Raw genomic sequence first — 15,398 nt, 5'->3', positions numbered from 1 at the left:
CCATCTCGGGCGCAGCTGTTCCTTGATGCAGATCAAGAAGCGATGCTTCCCGGACAAGGAAAAGGCCACGCCCCGGAGAGTGGGCGTGGCCTGGAGGAACTGCGGGGGAGAAACACCCGCGGGCACGTCCTCCACAATTGCAATTAGCGGCTCGTCTGTTTGTGGTCTTTGAGGCAGGTCAAACTACGATTGAATTGCCGATCTTTGCCGGGTCTTCCTGCTCGGAAGATGGCGGCACAGCTTTGGCGCGTGCCGACCCATGCGACCGTATGGTCGCGCGCTGCGTGCCGTAGAGACCGAAAATCGGATTGTGGTCATGAACTGTCATGGCTTTTCCTTACATCCCGCCGCCAAGCGAATGAACGAAAATGGTCAGCTCCTTGACGGTCGTATCGCCCAGGCGTCCTGTCCAGGCGGGCATGACACCATGCTTGGGAGAGGTTACCTGGCGAATAATGGCGTCTTCACCGCGCGCCTTCAGCCAGATTGCATCGGCGAGATCCGGCGCGCCCATGTCCGCCTTTCCTTTGGCGTCTTCGCCGTGACATGCGGCACAGTTATCGAGGAATACCTGTTTTCCGTCTTCCGCGAGGGTGGGGTCCGGGGGCGTATTGGTCAGCCCCCAAACGTAAGCGGCCGCCTGCCTTCTCTGGGTGGAATCCAGAATTTCTGCAAAGGCGGGCATCTCGGACGCGTGGGTGTCGGTATCAGTGTCAAAGCGTATCCCGTGCGCGATGGTCGTCTGAATGGCGTCCAGATCTCCACCCCACAGCCAATCGTCGTCATTGAGGTTCGGGTATCCGGGACCCCCGCTAGCTCCCGAGCCATGGCATGGCGCACAGTTCACCTTGAATGCGGAAGCGCCGCCAGCGATTGCGAATTCCCGAAGAGTAGGGTCGGAATCGATCTCCTGCACGGTCTTGGCGGCAATCAGATCATGAAACTTCGTCTGGGATGCCTTGGCGAGATCGAGATCCTGCTGCAGGTCCGCGCGAGTTGAGTAGCCGAGATAGCCTTTCGTGGCGGACGTGATCATTGGGATGGCCGGATAGGCGATGGCGTATCCGATTGACCACATGATCGTCATGTAGAAGGTCCAGACCCACCAGCGGGGCAGGGGATTGTTGAGCTCGCGAATGCCGTCCCATTCATGTCCGGTCGTCTCGACGCCGCTTAATTCATCGATATGATTTTCCGACATCTCAATCATCCTTCAAGGGAATATCGGCGGCTTCCTTCGCCGTCAGCTTGCTGCCTGGGCGAAGGGTGAACACGACAGCGCCGACGAAGAATGCCACCATTGCCAGGAGGCCCCAGCTGTCGGCGAAGTGTCTCATTGCAGTGTAGGTTTCCATAGATCACCTCAACGGTAGCCGGTCGCGTCGTCATAGTTCGAGAAATCGACCAGCGTTCCAAGCATCTGCAGGTAGGACACCAGGGCGTCCATTTCGGTCAGCCTGGCCGGATCGCCGTCGAAATCGCCGACCTTCGCCTTCGGATAGCGTTCAAGCAGGTTCGCCGTGTGCGCATTCGGATCGGCCTGAGCCCTCATGTCGGCCTCCGCATTCGCCAGCATGTCGTCACTGTAGGGCACACCCACGTCTTCGTTGGCCTTGAGGTCCATCCCGACATCCTTGACCGTTACTTCCCGTTCCTTGAGGAAGGCGTAGCTCGGCATGATCGATTCCGGCACCACGGCCCGCGGATTTGCGAGATGCTGGACATGCCATTCGTTCGAGTAACGTCCACCGACTCGTGCCAGGTCCGGCCCGGTCCGTTTGGATCCCCACTGGAACGGATGGTCGTACATTGATTCCGCGGCGAGCGAGTAATGTCCGTAACGTTCGACTTCATCACGGAACGGCCTGATCATCTGGCTGTGGCAGAGATAGCAGCCTTCGCGGATGTAGATGTTTCGCCCCGCAAGCTCAAGCGGCGTATATGGCCGCATGCCTTCTACCTTTTCGGTCGTGTTCTGCAGGTAGAACAGCGGCGCGATTTCGACGATGCCGCCGATGCTCACGACGAGTAGCGAGCCAACCAGAAGAAGCGTCGCGTTCTTCTCGAGGATTTTATGTTTATCCAGTACGGATGCCATGTCTCACCTCATTCGGCAGGCTGTGCCTGGGGCACGATAGTGGTCGGGATTGCGGCCTCGTCGCGCAGGCGACCGCGGATCGTCATGAACACGTTCCACGCCATGACGAGACCGCCCGCCAGATAGAGCGCTCCGCCCACCGCACGCAGCAAGTAATAGGGGAACATCGCAGCGACCGTTTCTGCGAAGGAATAGACGAGGAAGCCCTGCGAATTGTACTCGCGCCACATCAGCCCCTGCTGGATGCCGGCAACCCAAAGCACCGCGGCGTAGACCACGATCCCGAGCGTTGCGAGCCAGAAGTGCCAGTTGACCATCCGTAGGCTGTAGAGACGTTCGCGTCCCCATAGTTTCGGCGTCAGATAGTAGATCGCCCCGAAGGTGATCATGCCCACCCAGCCGAGCGCGCCGGAATGCACGTGACCGATCGTCCATTCGGTATAGTGGCTGAGCGAATTGACCGTCTTCACCGACATCATTGGGCCTTCGAAGGTCGACATGCCGTAGAAGGCGATGGCGACGATCATCATGCGGATGATCGGGTCCGTGCGGATCTTGTCCCAGGCGCCCGAGAGCGTCATGAGACCGTTGATCATGCCGCCCCAGGAAGGCATCCAGAGCATGACCGAGAAAACCATGCCGAGCGTCTGGGCCCAGTCGGGCAATGCCGTGTAGTGCAGATGGTGCGGACCGGCCCAAATATACATGAAGATCAGGGCCCAGAAGTGGATTATCGAAAGCCGGTATGAATAGACCGGCCGGTTGGCTTGCTTCGGCACGAAGTAGTACATCATGCCGAGGAAGCCGGCGGTGAGGAAGAAGCCGACGGCGTTGTGGCCGTACCACCACTGGGTCAGCGCATCCTGAACGCCCGAGAAGAGAGAATAGCTCTTGGAGCCGAGGAACGAGGCCGGAACCGCAAGATTGTTGACCACGTGCAGCATCGCGATAGTGACGATGAAGCTGAGATAGAACCAGTTTGCCACGTAGATATGCGGTTCTTTGCGCTTCAGGATCGTACCGAGATAGACGCCGAGATAGGCGACCCAGACGATCGTCAGCCACAGGTCGACATACCATTCTGGCTCGGCATATTCACGGGCCTGGGTGATGCCGAGCACATAGCCGGTCGCCGCCATGACGATGAAGAGTTGGTAGCCCCAGAAGACGAACCAGGCCAGGCTGCCGCCGAAGAGGCGGGCGCGGCAGGTGCGCTGCACCACGTAAAAGGACGTCATGATCAGCGCGTTGCCACCGAAAGCGAAGATGACCGCCGACGTGTGAACGGGCCGCAGCCTTCCAAAATTCAGATAGGGTGCGATGTTGAGGTCAGGAAAAGCCAGCTGCAGCGCAATGACGACACCGACGAGGAAGCCAACCACACCCCAGAAGACCGTGGCGATCAGACCGTAGCGTATCACTTCGTCGAAATAACTCGATATGTCGACTCTGCGCTGTTGGCCCGCCGGTGAAAACTCGACGTTCCTGACAAGCAGCAGCGTTCCCGCAACGAGGCAGAGGCAAAGTATGCCCATATGGGCCGCAAAGAGATGATCGTGCGCGAATGCGGCGCCGAGCATCGCTAGATACGCCGCGACCGCGAGCACCACCGTTTCCGTCGTGTAATTCATGATGTCGTCCCCAGTGCAAAGACGACCGCCCCGGGGCCGGCTTTCTCTTTCTGCGAGGCAGGACTGTCACGAAGCCGGCAACGGCTCCTTGATCTACATCAACAAGCAGACCCCAAGCCGCGGACGAACCGCCGCCGTTACACACTGTTACAATCTTTCACTCTTTGGCACCGTCCGCTCATTCGCGTGTGACGCATGAGCTTTCTACTGTACCCATCGCCACAAGGGGACACGACGATACTGATGCAGAACAACCATCCGTTCGACAATGCCGAGAGAACCGGTGAGGCCATTCACGCCGGCCAACCGCTTTCGTCGCTTTTCCTTGTCTCAGCGGCGGAATCCGTCACAGCCGGCAAGGCGATTTGCTGGGAAGGCGACAAGGCGCAACATCTCTTCCAAGTGGAAGAAGGTGTCGTTCGCCTGCATCGCATCATCGGCGAAGGTCGCCGCGTGATCACCGCGTTTCATTTCGCCGGCGACCTCATCGGCGCCTCGTTGCAAAAGGATTTCATTTTCACGGCGGAGGCCGTCACCGAATGCAAGATCCGCCGCATCTCGCGCAAGAGTTTCCACGAAGAAGTCGCTCGTTCGGAGGCGCTCGGCCCGGCCTATATCTCGCTGCTTTGCCAGGAGGCGGCCGCAGCGAATGAACAGATGGTGCTGTTGTCGAAAAAGAATGCCGAGGAACGTCTCTGCAGCTTCATCGCCAAGCTTGCATCGCGTCGCAACCCGCGGCCGCGCCAGGGCCTGGTGCGCGTCCCCATGAACCGCCAGGACATTGCCGACCATCTCGGCCTGACCATCGAGACCGTGTCTCGCACGATCACGAAACTCGCATCGCGCAACATCATTATTCCCGAGGGCAGGCACGAACTGCGAATCGTCAATCTCGCCCGGCTGATACAGTTGTCCGGCGACGCTGATGATTGTTCTGACGATTCCTGTCATAGGGTCAACCTGCACTGATGCAACAAGTCGCGGGATCGACATTCATGCCTCACCGCCTCGTGTCACCGAGAACCGCATCGCCGCAGGAGCTGGATGCCATGGTGCACGTGCTCGACGGAGCAGATATCCTGGTCCACCGTTTCGACGGAACGATCACGCATTGGTCCATCGGCTGCGAGAACATGTATGGCTGGGCCAGGGAGGAGGCCGTGGGCGAAAAGATTGACGAACTACTGGCGACGAAGTTTCCCGTACCAGCGGAAAACATCCGCGAGCAGCTGAGATCGCGCGGCTTCTGGCAGGGCGAGATCGTTCATCGCCACAAGAGCGGCCATGATATTCATGTCGCGTCCCGCTGCGTGCTGGTCAATTTGCCGGATCGCGACCTCGCCGTCATCCAGACGAATAGTGATGTCAGCGCGTTGAGGCGGGCTCAGGAGGCGGTCAAATCGCGTGAGGCGCATCTCAGTTCGATTCTCGATATCGTGCCGGATGCAATGGTGGTGATCGATCATAAGGGAATGGTGCTGTCGTTCAGCAAAGCTGCCGAAAAACTGTTCGGAATGCAGGCGGATCAGATCTGCGGCCGTAACGTCAGCAACCTGATGCCGAACCCCTACCGCGACGCTCACGACGGCTATATCGGCCACTATATCGAAACCGGCGAGAAGCGCATCATCGGCTACGGGCGCGTCGTGACCGGACAGCGGGCTGACGGTTCACAATTCCCCATGGAATTGCATGTCGGCGAGGCGACCGCCAACGGCGAGCGGATTTTCACCGGCTTCGTCCGGGACCTGACGAGCCGTTTCAAGATCGAGGAGGATCTCCGCCAGGCGCAGAAGATGGAGGCGATCGGGCAGCTGACCGGAGGCATCGCGCACGACTTCAACAATCTCCTCACCGTCATCAGCGGCAATCTCGAAATGATCGAGTATAAGCTGCCGCCCGGCAATCTTCGTGAAATCCTCGGCGAAGCCCAGTCAGCGGCGGCGGACGGGGCCATTCTCACAGGTCAACTGCTGGCTTTTGGCCGGCGGCAGCCTTTGAACCCCAAACAGGCGGATCTTGGCCAACTCGTGAGCGGCTTCTCGGATCTGCTCAGGCGGACGCTCAGTGAAGATATAAAGCTTTCGACCGTCATCGACGGATCGGGCATGAATGTCCTTGTTGACAGTTCGCAACTTCAGAACGCCATTCTGAACATCGCCTTGAACGCAAGGGACGCGATGCCGAAGGGCGGCAGCCTCACCACAACCATCTCACGGGTACACCTCGATGCCGACTATGCGAAGATGTATCCGGAGGTACGCACCGGCAATTTCGTGCTCATCACGATGACGGATACCGGCATCGGCATGACCGAAGAGGTCAGGAAACGCGCGATGGAACCGTTCTTCACCACAAAGGAAGTCGGTTCGGGCACCGGTCTCGGGCTGAGCATGGTCTATGGCTTCGTGAAGCAATCGGGCGGGCACCTTCAGCTTTACAGCGAGGTTGGACGCGGCACGACCGCCCGAATATATCTACCCGCCATCATCGCTGCGAAGCTCCAAGAGCCTGCGCCGGACCAAGATTCCGGCGAGAACCAGCTGCCGCGCGGAGACGAAGTGGTGCTAGTCGTCGAAGACGACGCCCGAGTCCGCCGCGTCGCCGTCGCCAGGCTGGCTTCGATGGGCTATAAGGTTTGTGAAGTCGAAAACGGCCACCGGGCGCTCGACCTCCTGCAGGAAAACCCTGACGTCGCGCTGTTGTTTACCGATATCGTCATGCCTGGCGGGATGACGGGGGACGAACTCGCGCGCGAGGTTCGCATTTTGCGGCCTGATATCGCCGTGCTCTTCACGTCGGGATATTCCGAGCCCGGTTTGGCCGGCAAAGGCATTGTTCCTGGCGCGCAATGGCTGCGCAAGCCCTATACCGCAAAAGATCTCGCCTTGAAGATTCGCGAACTTCTCAACGCGAAGTGACGCAGCCGTGTCCGGCTTGTTATGATCGACCTTGGCGGAGCCGATAGTGCTGCGCGAAGTCGGTCGTTTCGTCAGTTGATGACGACCAGCGCCTTCTCGCGGACGAGTCCTCGATGCTGATGTTTTCAAGCCGAATTACCAGTTTCTCCATGAGTTTGACGAGTATCAAAGAACCCGGTCCTGCATGTCTTAGAAACTATTTACGAGGCCAAACCGGTCCTCGCAGAACAGGAGATATGCGAATGCGTTTGAAGTTCAGTCTGATCGCTGCAACGGCAGCCCTGATTACTTCGGCAGCGCCATTGACGGCCGCCGACCATCAGGTTCAGATGCTTAACAAGGGCACGGACGGCGCGATGGTGTTCGAGCCCGGCTTCTTGAAAATCGCACCCGGCGATACCGTGACGTTCGTACCCATCGACAAGAGCCACAACGTCGAGACCTTCAAGGGGCTCATCCCCGATGGCGTTTCCGAGTTCAAGTCCAAGCCGGGCGAGCAGTATCAGGCGAAGTTCGACGTTCCGGGCGCCTATGTGCTGAAGTGCACGCCGCATGTCGGGATGGGCATGGTTGCGCTGATCCAGGTCGGCGACAACCCGGCGAACATCGAGGCGATCAAGACGGCAAAGGTGCCGAACATGGTGCGCAAGAGGTTGGACGCCGACCTGGCGCAGATTACCCAGTAATTAACCGAGGGATGCGGTTGGACGCGCTTCGCGGCCATCCCGCACGATGGAGGACCAAATGCTCAAGCTCATGACAATCGCTTTCGTGGCAGAGAGGACCTGTGCCGGTGGCCGATATGGCAGCGCGCAACCACAATAAATGAGAAATTTATATTGCTTTACCGAACCGGCGACACGAGATTGAAGATGTGGCCATGTCGTGAAACGGAATGCCGCAACGATCCATTGTGAAGTTCCGCGAACCGTTCAACGATAGACAATCCTATGCCAAGACCGTCTGAGTTTTGGATGCGGTGGCCGGAAACTGCTCGCTGGACATCCCGTCGGTCTTCGACCTGGATACCACATTCTCCCACTCTGACGGTGATGTTCGTGAAGTCGAGTGTATGGCGAACCGCATTCTCGATGAGATTGCTAATCTATGGGCATCCTTCAGCAAGGCTGGCATGCCTTTGACAATTGCCGTTTCGGCGCGAGAGGACAATTCGAGGGAGTGCTTGTTCTCGTAAATCCACGGAGCGAGCTGCTCGGCGACGCCTGCGCACAAGACAACCAGATCGACTTCTTCAAACATGCTGTGATCAAAGGTGTCCAGCCGAGCCAGCGCCGTCAACTGACCAATGAAACGGACGAGGTCGTCAAGATCGGCTTCAGCCTTGCGCGCCCTTGGATGGTCGATATGGCCGAGTTCGAGTTTGATCGCAGCATGCGGCGTGCGCACCTCGTGCGCGATACCGGATGTCAGTATCCTTTGCGACCGCATGAGTTCGCCGACACGCTAAAACGCCCGGTTTACAGCCACCGCCAGATGGGCGATTTCACGTGGCATCCTCTCGAACGGCAGATGGGATTTGTCGTCCATCGCAGGCTTGAGAGCGCTGTGCACGGACAGAGGGTCGCGCCGAGAACGAGGCCATGCAGGATGCTCATCGGCACGATCATATGTTCGAGGATTTCGTTCCATAAGACGTTGGACGTGAGGTTCTGCGGATCGCCTATGGTGGCAACATCGACGACGATCCGCTGCTCGCCAATTTTAAAAGCGCGTCCGCCAACGAGCGTAAGAGGTTTTCGAGGCTTTATGGTCCGGAGCCAGAAATCCGGAGAATTGACCTCCGCGGGCAGGAAACGGCTTTCGCAGGCATCGTCGCACGATTCGAAAATCAAGTCTCCGCGCCCGTCGCGAATGCGCGCGACGTAGCCAGTTTGCCGGTGCGAGTAGCGTCAAGGTTTTCACCTTGCAGCCCATCGTGTCGATTTTTGCCTTGATAACGTTCTCAGGCATCCATTTGGACTTCGATTCCTTCGTGTAGCTTGGGCTGGCAAGCGCCAGAGCCGGTGTTGCAACCGGGATTGCGAGGGCGGCGACCAGCTTCAATTTCATAGTTCGATCCTTTGCTTTGCCTTCCATCAGGCGACAAGCAACTGGATAGGGGTCGCAAGCTGTCTGTTTGCTGTCGACCAGACCATATTCAGGTTAGCGTCGAGCGGAGACCAAGCCTCATCCGAAGCGACCGACCTAAGGCGATACAAGAGCGTGAGTGGATTGAGAATTTGCGTTGCTCAGGCCTTTTCCATCCGAGAAACCTCCTCCGGCAAACGCGACGCTTGTTCGCGCTCCATCGCCCGCTCGATCAAACTCATGATCTCGCGTTCCGACGTGATGCGCCTGCGCATCGAGCAAAAGAATGAACGCAGCTGATATCCGACGGTTTCCCGGGAGAGCCGGCAGCGCCCCTCACCCAGAGCTTGCAGGATGACGACTACGACCTGCGCGGCAGCACGATCAAACAAACGACCCGCCCGCCGGCGTTCCTCCGCCTCGGCCTGCTCTCCGGCGTTCATGATCAGCCCGAGGCCGGATGAGATCAAGTCCTCTTCGAGCTGGTGCGTGGTAAGCAACAGCGACATCAGACCGCTCGAAATACGACCGCATAGGCCTTCTTCGACGTGGCAAGGCAGGAAGTCGGCGATAGCCTGGAGCACGTCGCACAACGACATGAGTTGGTCATAGCAACTTTGCAGTTCCGCGAAACTGTTCGAGATCGAGTTCTTCATCTTATTTGCCTCCGGAAGAGCGGGATGATTTCAGCGCAGAACAAGCAATCGGCGCGCCGATCAAGCAGCCTTGGTGTGCTTGCGTCCATAGGAACCGAAGTAAGCGTCAAATGCCGCCGCAACCGCACGGACCATGAACCGTGCGTCCTGCGACACGACGATCCGATCTTCCGAAATCATTGCGACTCCATCGGCCAGGAGTTCGCCGAGCCGCTCGTTTCGTTCGATGAGGAATCCGGCGTCGAAACCCGCTTCCTTGCTCAATTTTCCGAGATCTACTTCGAAATCGCACATAAGGCTCTCGATTATCTTGGCCCGAAGCTTGTCCTCTTCGGTCAGCAGGTATCCCTTGGCTGTCGGCAGGATGCCGGATGCGACCCGCCCTGCGTAGAGGCCGAGCGGCACGTGGTTCTGCATGTAGCCAATCGGCAAGCGCCCAATCGCCGAAGCTCCGAGGCCGATGAGGGTATCGCAGTCATCCGCAGTATAGCCCTGGAAGTTCCTTCTCATCGTGCCGTTGCGCGCAGCGACAGCAAGCTGATCGTCCGGCAAGGCGAAGTGATCAAGCCCGATGCGCACATATCCGGCTCTTTCAAGCTCCTGTGCGATCGCTTCGGCCTGCTCGTTTCGCTGACTTGCATCGGGAAGTGACGTTTCGTCTATGAGACGCTGATGCTTCTTGAAGGCGGGTATGTGGGCATAGCCGAAAACGGCAAAACGGTCCGGACGCAGCTGCGCGGCCAAGCTGACGGTTTCGATGCAGGACTGCACCGTCTGCTTCGGCAGACCGTAAATCAAATCGAAGTTGACGCTAGCGACGCCTGCGGCGCGTAGCCCGGAGACCGCCGTCTCCGTCTGTTCGAACGATTGTATGCGATTGATCGCAGCCTGAACGATCGGGTCGAAGCTCTGGACGCCAAGACTTGCGCGATCGACACCGTTTTCCCCCAGCGTTTCGACCATGGGAAAGGTCAGGGTGCGTGGATCGATTTCAACCGCGATGCTCGCACCGGCCTCGAACCGGAACGCGCTCCGCAGCTTCGCCATGAGAGCGGAAAACTCCCGCGGCTTCATGATCGTCGGGGTACCGCCGCCGAAATGAACGTTCTTCACGGGAACGTCGTTTCCGGCCGCAAACGAGACGAGTTCGATCTCCTGGCTCATGACATCCAGGTATTCGAGAACCGGAGCGTCCTGCCGGGTGATGGTCGTGTGGCAGCCGCAGTACCAGCACATCGAGTGGCAAAACGGTACGTGGAGATAAACGGAGACAGGTCCGGCTTCCCCTGCGTTTGCCAGTCCCTTTGCATATTCATCCGGCCCCACGGCGGCCGAGAAAGCTGGCGCCGTTGGATAGCTCGTATAACGGGGAAGCCGCGCGTCACCATATTTGGCGACCAAACAGTCGGACATTGTCGCATCCTTTGTCAAAAACAGGATGCTTTATGACCACCGACCGCGCGAGCTTCCTTGTCCCAAGTCAATGATGGCGTCCGATATGAATTATCTGGATACTTGTCACCACCAAGGTCAGCTCTGCCGAAGTACTGACATCAATAGGAGTTCGTGCCTGTACTAATCGGCATTTGTCGCAAGCACCATCAGTCACCAAACCAACATCGGGTTGGCCTAGATCAAAGTGTTTTCACGCCGACGTCATAACTTCGAGAGAAACTTCGCAGCACGATGGACGGCAGCGCTTGCCTGGACGGGCGCTTTCTCCGACGCAGTTTTGACTTGGAGACAGCGAGCAACCGTGTGACGACAGCAGACGACCAGAGCAGATCAATGCCACACGATGTCGTCACCGCCAGCTTCAATGCACAAGATAAGTCGGGACGGATGGAAGTGCATTTGGTGACGACATGAAACCCGTTATTGTCTCACGACGCGCACTGCTATCAATCGCGCCGCCGCCGCGGGCGGCCGAAGCCCGCTTTCTTCAGTACGTCGATACGTTTTGCCAAATCGCGGCGAACCGCCTTGGCGCAAATGAAATAGACGGCGACTTGATTCTGCTCACCGCAATTGATGTCCGTAGATGGCGGCGCGCGTGGGACCCTTGTCCTCTCATTTCGGGATCAGTGGCGACGTCCTCCGGCATCTAAGGGACAAAGCCCCGCTCGTCGCCACCGTATTCGTCGTCGTCGTCGGAGAGGTGCACGAGCGTTCCGCGACCGGCCGAAGCCAAGACTCCTTTATTCGTCAGCTTCGTCATTATTCGCGAAACTGTCTCGATCGTCAGTCAGAGGTAGTCGGCAATGTCAAGCCGCGTCATCGGCTCGACGAGGCACTGGACCGGCGATGGTTGGGATTGCGGTGAAGCAGCTTCAATAGAAAGCTGCAGACCTGCTCCTCGGCATTCTTGTGGGACAGGATCGCCATCTGGTCCTGGGCAGCGGCCATTTCGTCGCATAGGCGTGCGAAGGTTTTCCGGCCGCAGCTCCGGCGAATGGCTGACCTCGGGCTCGAAGGCCCTGAGTGAGACGCGCCGGACCTTGGTATCGGCGATGGCTTCGGCGCTATAGAGATAATGGTTCTTCAACGATACGCCGACGATGTCGCCGGTATGCAATGCCGGTGATGACGCGGCGACCGTCGGAGATGATTCTGAAGATGCGCAGGTTTCCCTCGATCACCTCGAAGAGATGCTTGGCAGTGTCGCCCTCTAAGAACAGCGACTGGCCAGCTCTATTGGCTGCTTCCTGAAAAGCCCCTGCAGGCAGTTCGGTCTGGACCCGAGAAGCGCGACGTTGGTGATTTCCCGAGCGGGTAAAATTCTCTTCCCGCAGAATGATCGTCCCTCCGTGCTGTGAATGAGGACAATTGACCTGCTGCTGGTGACACTGCGATGCCACGCGTGTTAAACACGGTGCAATTGGGTAACAGTCTGTAACCAGAATTGGCTCGACGGATGGACGATGGCAATACTTCAGCATGACGCGCATCTTCTCGTCGTCGACGACGATCCGCGCATTCGTCATATGTTGACGCGCTATTTCCAAGAAGAGGGTTACGCGGTCTCTTCCGCTTCCGACGGGATCGAGATGCGGGTATATCTGCGTCAGCAGAATTTCGATGCCATCCTGCTCGATCTCGTCCTTCCTGGCGGGGCGGACGGCCTTGATCTCGCCCGCGAAATTCGCGCCCAGTCCGATGTCCCGATCATGATGCTGACAGGCCGCGACGATGTGGTCGACCGTATTGTCGGCCTGGAGGTCGGCGCCGACGATTACATTGCCAAACCCTTCCACCTGAGGGAAGTCCACGCACGCTTGAAGTCGGTCCTGCGTCGGCGGCAATCGTCGGTACGCAATGCCGAGTCCATCAGCGACCAGGTCATCGGTTTCGCGGATTGGAAGCTCAATCTCAATCGCCGCCAGCTTCTCGATCCCGAAGGTGCGGAGGTAGAACTGACGACCGGCGAATTCGATATGCTGACGACCTTTGTGCGCCATGCCGGTAGGGTCCTCAGCCGCGACGCGTTGATGGATTTGACCAGAGGCCGAAACCTCGAAGCCTTCGATCGCACGATTGATGCCCAAATCGTCCGGCTACGCCGCAAGATCGAGACCGATCCGAAGAGGCCGCAATTAATCAAGGCCGTGCGCGGCGTGGGCTACGTCTTCACTGCTAAACTGGATTGATACTATCAAAGCCGATAACGGCTCCGCGATCCGGTTTATGGCCGAATGCGGGCTGCTTCGTCGTTCGGCTGCGATCGCTCGATATCATTCGAGCCGCGTCGCTCAAGGCTTCAGCACGGCCGCCCCGCTCAGCCGACCGGCACTTTCCACTGGCGCGACTCGATATCGCTCGAGAAGCTCTTCGACAGCACGACCAACGGCAACGGCAGCTTGACGCTCTTGAAGGGATCAGGCCGCAATGAAAACTGCAGTCAGTATAAGTCCGTTTGCAATAAGGAAGCGGCCGTGGAGCTCCCGCGGACAATCGTTCGCCGGCACGAGTGTGTGCGGAAGCTGAGCAACAAATGACCCATCGTCCGGAACGATTGTGACCACGGCATCCTCGAAGCCCAGCCATTCACGTGTAAGCGGGAACCACGCCTTAAAGATGCTCTCCTTAGCGCTAAAGAGCAGCCGTCCCCAATTGAGGCGTCCGGACGCGTTGTCAATCCAATATCGCTCCTCGACACCCGAAACGAGCGACAATACGCCTGGGGGCAGCTCCTCGTCGACTTCTGCATCGATACCAAGCGCAACGTAGTCTTTCTCCAAGGCCACAGCCGCGGCATAGAATCCACCGCAGTGTGTTATGCTGCCCACGATGCCAGTCGGCCAAAGCGGTTCCCGGTGAGGCCCACTTGGGATCGCGCACGGAGGAAAGCCAAGCTTGGACAATGCCGCTCTAGCACAGGTCCGCCCGATCGAGAATTCACGCCTTCTGCTTTTGACTGCGGTGGCGATTGCACTCTCTTCTTCGGCCATCACTTTGACACCGCTACCTTCACTTGCTCGACAAGTCTGCACGGCAACATTTGATGGAAGCAGCGTTTCTATCATCTGCGACTTCCTCGCGCTCTAGCACAAAGTGCTGTTGGGAACCTCATGCAAAATCGCGCTTGCGGCGACGGCGCGTCCCCGCCCATGCCATTTGAACCGGATTCAGCATTAGCAGCTAAGGGTAGGGATGACCCTCTCATTGGATCCGGCTGGGCCAGTTATAATCCAAAGCAGGTCCTAAATGATCGCCACGTTCGCCTCAGCTCTCAGCGTTCACCGCTCATTGGCCGGGAAAGGAGCCTACCTTTGAGATCGCGGAACTGCCTGAGCATTACAAATACAGCCAGCAGCCCAGCCAGCAGCTCAGCAGCTGCCTGGCTGATCAATAGTCCTTTGAAGCCCCAAATATCCGGCAACAGTAGTATGGCTGGCACAAAGAGATATCCTTGCCTTGCGAAGGAAACGACCGCGCTCAGACTTGCTCTCCCGAACGACTGAAGCATGGTTATTACACCGTACTGAACACCAAAGAGCCCGAAAAAGAGATGGAACACGATGCAGGTCGAGACAGCGATTTCAGCCACGTCCTCGCTATCGCTCAAAAGTCGGACGATTGGCCGCGCAAAAATCACAACCACAGCAGAAAAGGTAGCTGAAAATGCAAAGGCCACGGATAGCATGAACTTGGCGGCCTTCTGTGCCCGAGCGAAATCCTGTGCTCCCCAGCTGAAGCCGAGAATCGCCTGGGAGCCTATGCATAGGCCCATGATCGGGAGTGCCCCGATTGTTAACAATCGTGAGGCTATACCCACTGCGGCAATGGAATCGTCGCCGAATGGTGCAGCAGCCCTGTACAAGAGCACGAAAGCAACAGCAGACAACATACCGGTGATGGTTGCGGGAGCTCCAACGGCGGTAATCTGCTTTACGCGGTCGCCCCTCAAAGTGATGTAGGAAGGTCGGACCCGGACAATCCCACGCTGCTTCACGAAATATACGGCGTAGAGGCTGGTGGCGGCGATCTGAGACAACAGTGTTGCGAGCGCCGCGCCGCGAACTTCGAGATCCAGCAAAAAAATTAGGATCGGATCGAGCAGGGCATTCAGCGTAAAAGCCGTAATCATGGTCCACATGCTGAATCGAGTGTTACCCTCGGCCCTCACGATGGACCCGTTGACCATGTTCAACAGCATGAGAGTGTAGCCTAATAGGAGCGTCGATGTGTATTCGAGCGCGGCTGGCATTATTGTCCGACTGGCACCGAGCAAAGCGAGAACGTCGCGCAGCCTGAAAAGCAAAGCGACAGTAATTGCGACTCCGATCGGAGCCGCCAGAGCAAGTGCCGAGCTCGCGCCTCGACTCGCCTCCGCTGAATTGCCAGCGCCAAGATTGCGCGACACGAACGAAGCTGTGCCGACACCGATTCCCTGCCCGACTGAGGTGAGCAGGAGTACGATGGGCAAAGTTATGCTGACCGCGGCGATAGCCTGCACACTGAGTGTCCCCACAAAGATTGCATTCACGAACTGCTGAAGTGCATT

The 15,398-nt window shown here is 58.0% G+C and carries 15 protein-coding genes and 2 pseudogenes; 4 read left to right on the top strand and 13 right to left on the bottom strand.

Features of this window, described 5'->3' with window-relative positions; all coding sequences use genetic code 11:
* Nucleotides 1-143: 143 nt before the first annotated feature.
* The 5 genes and pseudogenes from OLZ32_RS37875 to ccoN all read right to left on the bottom strand — a co-directional run bounded on the left by OLZ32_RS37875 (nt 144) and on the right by ccoN (nt 3,729).
* Nucleotides 144-328, bottom strand: a pseudogene (locus tag OLZ32_RS37875) (hypothetical protein).
* Nucleotides 329-337: 9 nt separating this feature from the next.
* Nucleotides 338-1,201 (bottom strand): cytochrome-c oxidase, cbb3-type subunit III, encoded by an 864-nt coding sequence (ccoP, locus tag OLZ32_RS37870; protein ID WP_264425481.1) that lies wholly within the window; start codon nt 1,199-1,201, stop codon nt 338-340.
* Between the two features lies 1 nt (nt 1,202).
* The gene (locus OLZ32_RS37865; protein ID WP_264425479.1) at nt 1,203-1,355 is read right to left on the bottom strand and encodes a cbb3-type cytochrome c oxidase subunit 3; all 153 of its coding nucleotides are present in this window, start codon (nt 1,353-1,355) and stop codon (nt 1,203-1,205) included.
* Between the two features lie 8 nt (nt 1,356-1,363).
* Complete coding sequence (ccoO, locus tag OLZ32_RS37860) at nt 1,364-2,098, bottom strand: cytochrome-c oxidase, cbb3-type subunit II (protein WP_264425477.1); 735 nt, start codon at nt 2,096-2,098, stop codon at nt 1,364-1,366.
* Between the two features lie 8 nt (nt 2,099-2,106).
* Nucleotides 2,107-3,729, bottom strand: a complete 1,623-nt coding sequence (gene ccoN, locus OLZ32_RS37855) for a cytochrome-c oxidase, cbb3-type subunit I (protein WP_264425475.1) — start codon at nt 3,727-3,729, stop codon at nt 2,107-2,109.
* A 237-nt stretch (nt 3,730-3,966) separates the two neighbouring features.
* Between ccoN and OLZ32_RS37850 the strand changes: the two genes are divergently transcribed.
* The 3 genes from OLZ32_RS37850 (at nt 3,967) to OLZ32_RS37840 (ending at nt 7,336) form a co-directional block, all read left to right on the top strand.
* Nucleotides 3,967-4,698: a Crp/Fnr family transcriptional regulator gene (locus OLZ32_RS37850; RefSeq protein ID WP_264425498.1), complete on the top strand. Its 732-nt coding sequence runs from the start codon at nt 3,967-3,969 to the stop codon at nt 4,696-4,698.
* Nucleotides 4,699-4,724: 26 nt separating this feature from the next.
* Nucleotides 4,725-6,650, top strand: coding sequence for a PAS domain S-box protein (locus tag OLZ32_RS37845; RefSeq protein WP_264425473.1), 1,926 nt, complete (start codon nt 4,725-4,727; stop codon nt 6,648-6,650).
* A 242-nt stretch (nt 6,651-6,892) separates the two neighbouring features.
* On the top strand, nt 6,893-7,336 hold the full coding sequence (locus tag OLZ32_RS37840) for a pseudoazurin (protein ID WP_264425471.1): 444 nt from the start codon (nt 6,893-6,895) through the stop codon (nt 7,334-7,336).
* A 158-nt stretch (nt 7,337-7,494) separates the two neighbouring features.
* On the opposite strand, the pseudogene OLZ32_RS37835 reads toward OLZ32_RS37840, so the two are convergent.
* The 6 genes and pseudogenes from OLZ32_RS37835 to OLZ32_RS37805 form a co-directional block, all read right to left on the bottom strand.
* A pseudogene (locus tag OLZ32_RS37835) lies at nt 7,495-8,560 on the bottom strand (sensor histidine kinase); the annotation flags it as partial.
* 339 nt (nt 8,561-8,899) lie between these two features.
* On the bottom strand, nt 8,900-9,394 hold the full coding sequence (locus OLZ32_RS37825; RefSeq protein WP_264425468.1) for a hypothetical protein: 495 nt from the start codon (nt 9,392-9,394) through the stop codon (nt 8,900-8,902).
* A 60-nt stretch (nt 9,395-9,454) separates the two neighbouring features.
* Nucleotides 9,455-10,807, bottom strand: a complete 1,353-nt coding sequence (hemN, locus tag OLZ32_RS37820; RefSeq protein WP_264425466.1) for an oxygen-independent coproporphyrinogen III oxidase — start codon at nt 10,805-10,807, stop codon at nt 9,455-9,457.
* A 691-nt stretch (nt 10,808-11,498) separates the two neighbouring features.
* Entirely contained in the window at nt 11,499-11,615 is a 117-nt protein-coding gene (locus OLZ32_RS37815) for a hypothetical protein (RefSeq protein WP_319641419.1), read from the bottom strand.
* A 53-nt stretch (nt 11,616-11,668) separates the two neighbouring features.
* Nucleotides 11,669-11,800 (bottom strand): hypothetical protein, encoded by a 132-nt coding sequence (locus tag OLZ32_RS37810; RefSeq protein ID WP_264425464.1) that lies wholly within the window; start codon nt 11,798-11,800, stop codon nt 11,669-11,671.
* A gap of 116 nt (nt 11,801-11,916) precedes the next feature.
* Nucleotides 11,917-12,333, bottom strand: a complete 417-nt coding sequence (locus tag OLZ32_RS37805) for a cyclic nucleotide-binding domain-containing protein (RefSeq protein ID WP_264425462.1) — start codon at nt 12,331-12,333, stop codon at nt 11,917-11,919.
* On the opposite strand from OLZ32_RS37805, the gene OLZ32_RS37800 reads away from it, so the two are divergent.
* Nucleotides 12,316-13,041 carry a response regulator gene (locus OLZ32_RS37800; RefSeq protein ID WP_264425460.1) on the top strand — a complete coding sequence of 242 codons (726 nt, stop codon included), beginning with the start codon at nt 12,316-12,318 and terminating at the stop codon, nt 13,039-13,041. The two genes, OLZ32_RS37805 and OLZ32_RS37800, sit on opposite strands and share 18 nt — an antisense overlap.
* A 228-nt stretch (nt 13,042-13,269) precedes the next feature.
* On the opposite strand, the gene OLZ32_RS37795 is transcribed toward OLZ32_RS37800, so the two are convergent.
* Entirely contained in the window at nt 13,270-13,917 is a 648-nt protein-coding gene (locus OLZ32_RS37795; RefSeq protein ID WP_264425459.1) for a 4'-phosphopantetheinyl transferase family protein, read from the bottom strand.
* A gap of 206 nt (nt 13,918-14,123) precedes the next feature.
* The coding region (locus tag OLZ32_RS37790) for an MATE family efflux transporter (protein WP_264425456.1) at nt 14,124-15,398 on the bottom strand (1,275 nt) is incomplete at its 5' end.

Source organism: Rhizobium acaciae, from assembly GCF_025941625.1.
GTDB classification, from domain to species: domain Bacteria; phylum Pseudomonadota; class Alphaproteobacteria; order Rhizobiales; family Rhizobiaceae; genus Rhizobium; species Rhizobium acaciae.
The sequence above is the reverse complement of the archived record's forward strand: the minus strand, read 5'-3'. Positions and strand labels throughout refer to the sequence as shown.

What these genes read in the sequence shown, in the direction of transcription:
- ccoP (WP_264425481.1), bottom strand. Translation starts at nt 1,201, where the DNA reads ATGTCGGAAAATCATATCGATGAATTAAGCGGCGTCGAGACGACCGGA.
- OLZ32_RS37865 (WP_264425479.1), bottom strand. Translation starts at nt 1,355, where the DNA reads ATGGAAACCTACACTGCAATGAGACACTTCGCCGACAGCTGGGGCCTC.
- ccoO (WP_264425477.1), bottom strand. Translation starts at nt 2,098, where the DNA reads ATGGCATCCGTACTGGATAAACATAAAATCCTCGAGAAGAACGCGACG.
- ccoN (WP_264425475.1), bottom strand. Translation starts at nt 3,729, where the DNA reads ATGAATTACACGACGGAAACGGTGGTGCTCGCGGTCGCGGCGTATCTA.
- OLZ32_RS37845 (WP_264425473.1), top strand. Translation starts at nt 4,725, where the DNA reads ATGCCTCACCGCCTCGTGTCACCGAGAACCGCATCGCCGCAGGAGCTG.
- OLZ32_RS37840 (WP_264425471.1), top strand. Translation starts at nt 6,893, where the DNA reads ATGCGTTTGAAGTTCAGTCTGATCGCTGCAACGGCAGCCCTGATTACT.
- OLZ32_RS37825 (WP_264425468.1), bottom strand. Translation starts at nt 9,394, where the DNA reads ATGAAGAACTCGATCTCGAACAGTTTCGCGGAACTGCAAAGTTGCTAT.
- hemN (WP_264425466.1), bottom strand. Translation starts at nt 10,807, where the DNA reads ATGTCCGACTGTTTGGTCGCCAAATATGGTGACGCGCGGCTTCCCCGT.
- OLZ32_RS37810 (WP_264425464.1), bottom strand. Translation starts at nt 11,800, where the DNA reads ATGGCCGCTGCCCAGGACCAGATGGCGATCCTGTCCCACAAGAATGCC.
- OLZ32_RS37800 (WP_264425460.1), top strand. Translation starts at nt 12,316, where the DNA reads ATGGCAATACTTCAGCATGACGCGCATCTTCTCGTCGTCGACGACGAT.
- OLZ32_RS37805 (WP_264425462.1), bottom strand. Translation starts at nt 12,333, where the DNA reads ATGCTGAAGTATTGCCATCGTCCATCCGTCGAGCCAATTCTGGTTACA.
- OLZ32_RS37795 (WP_264425459.1), bottom strand. Translation starts at nt 13,917, where the DNA reads ATGATAGAAACGCTGCTTCCATCAAATGTTGCCGTGCAGACTTGTCGA.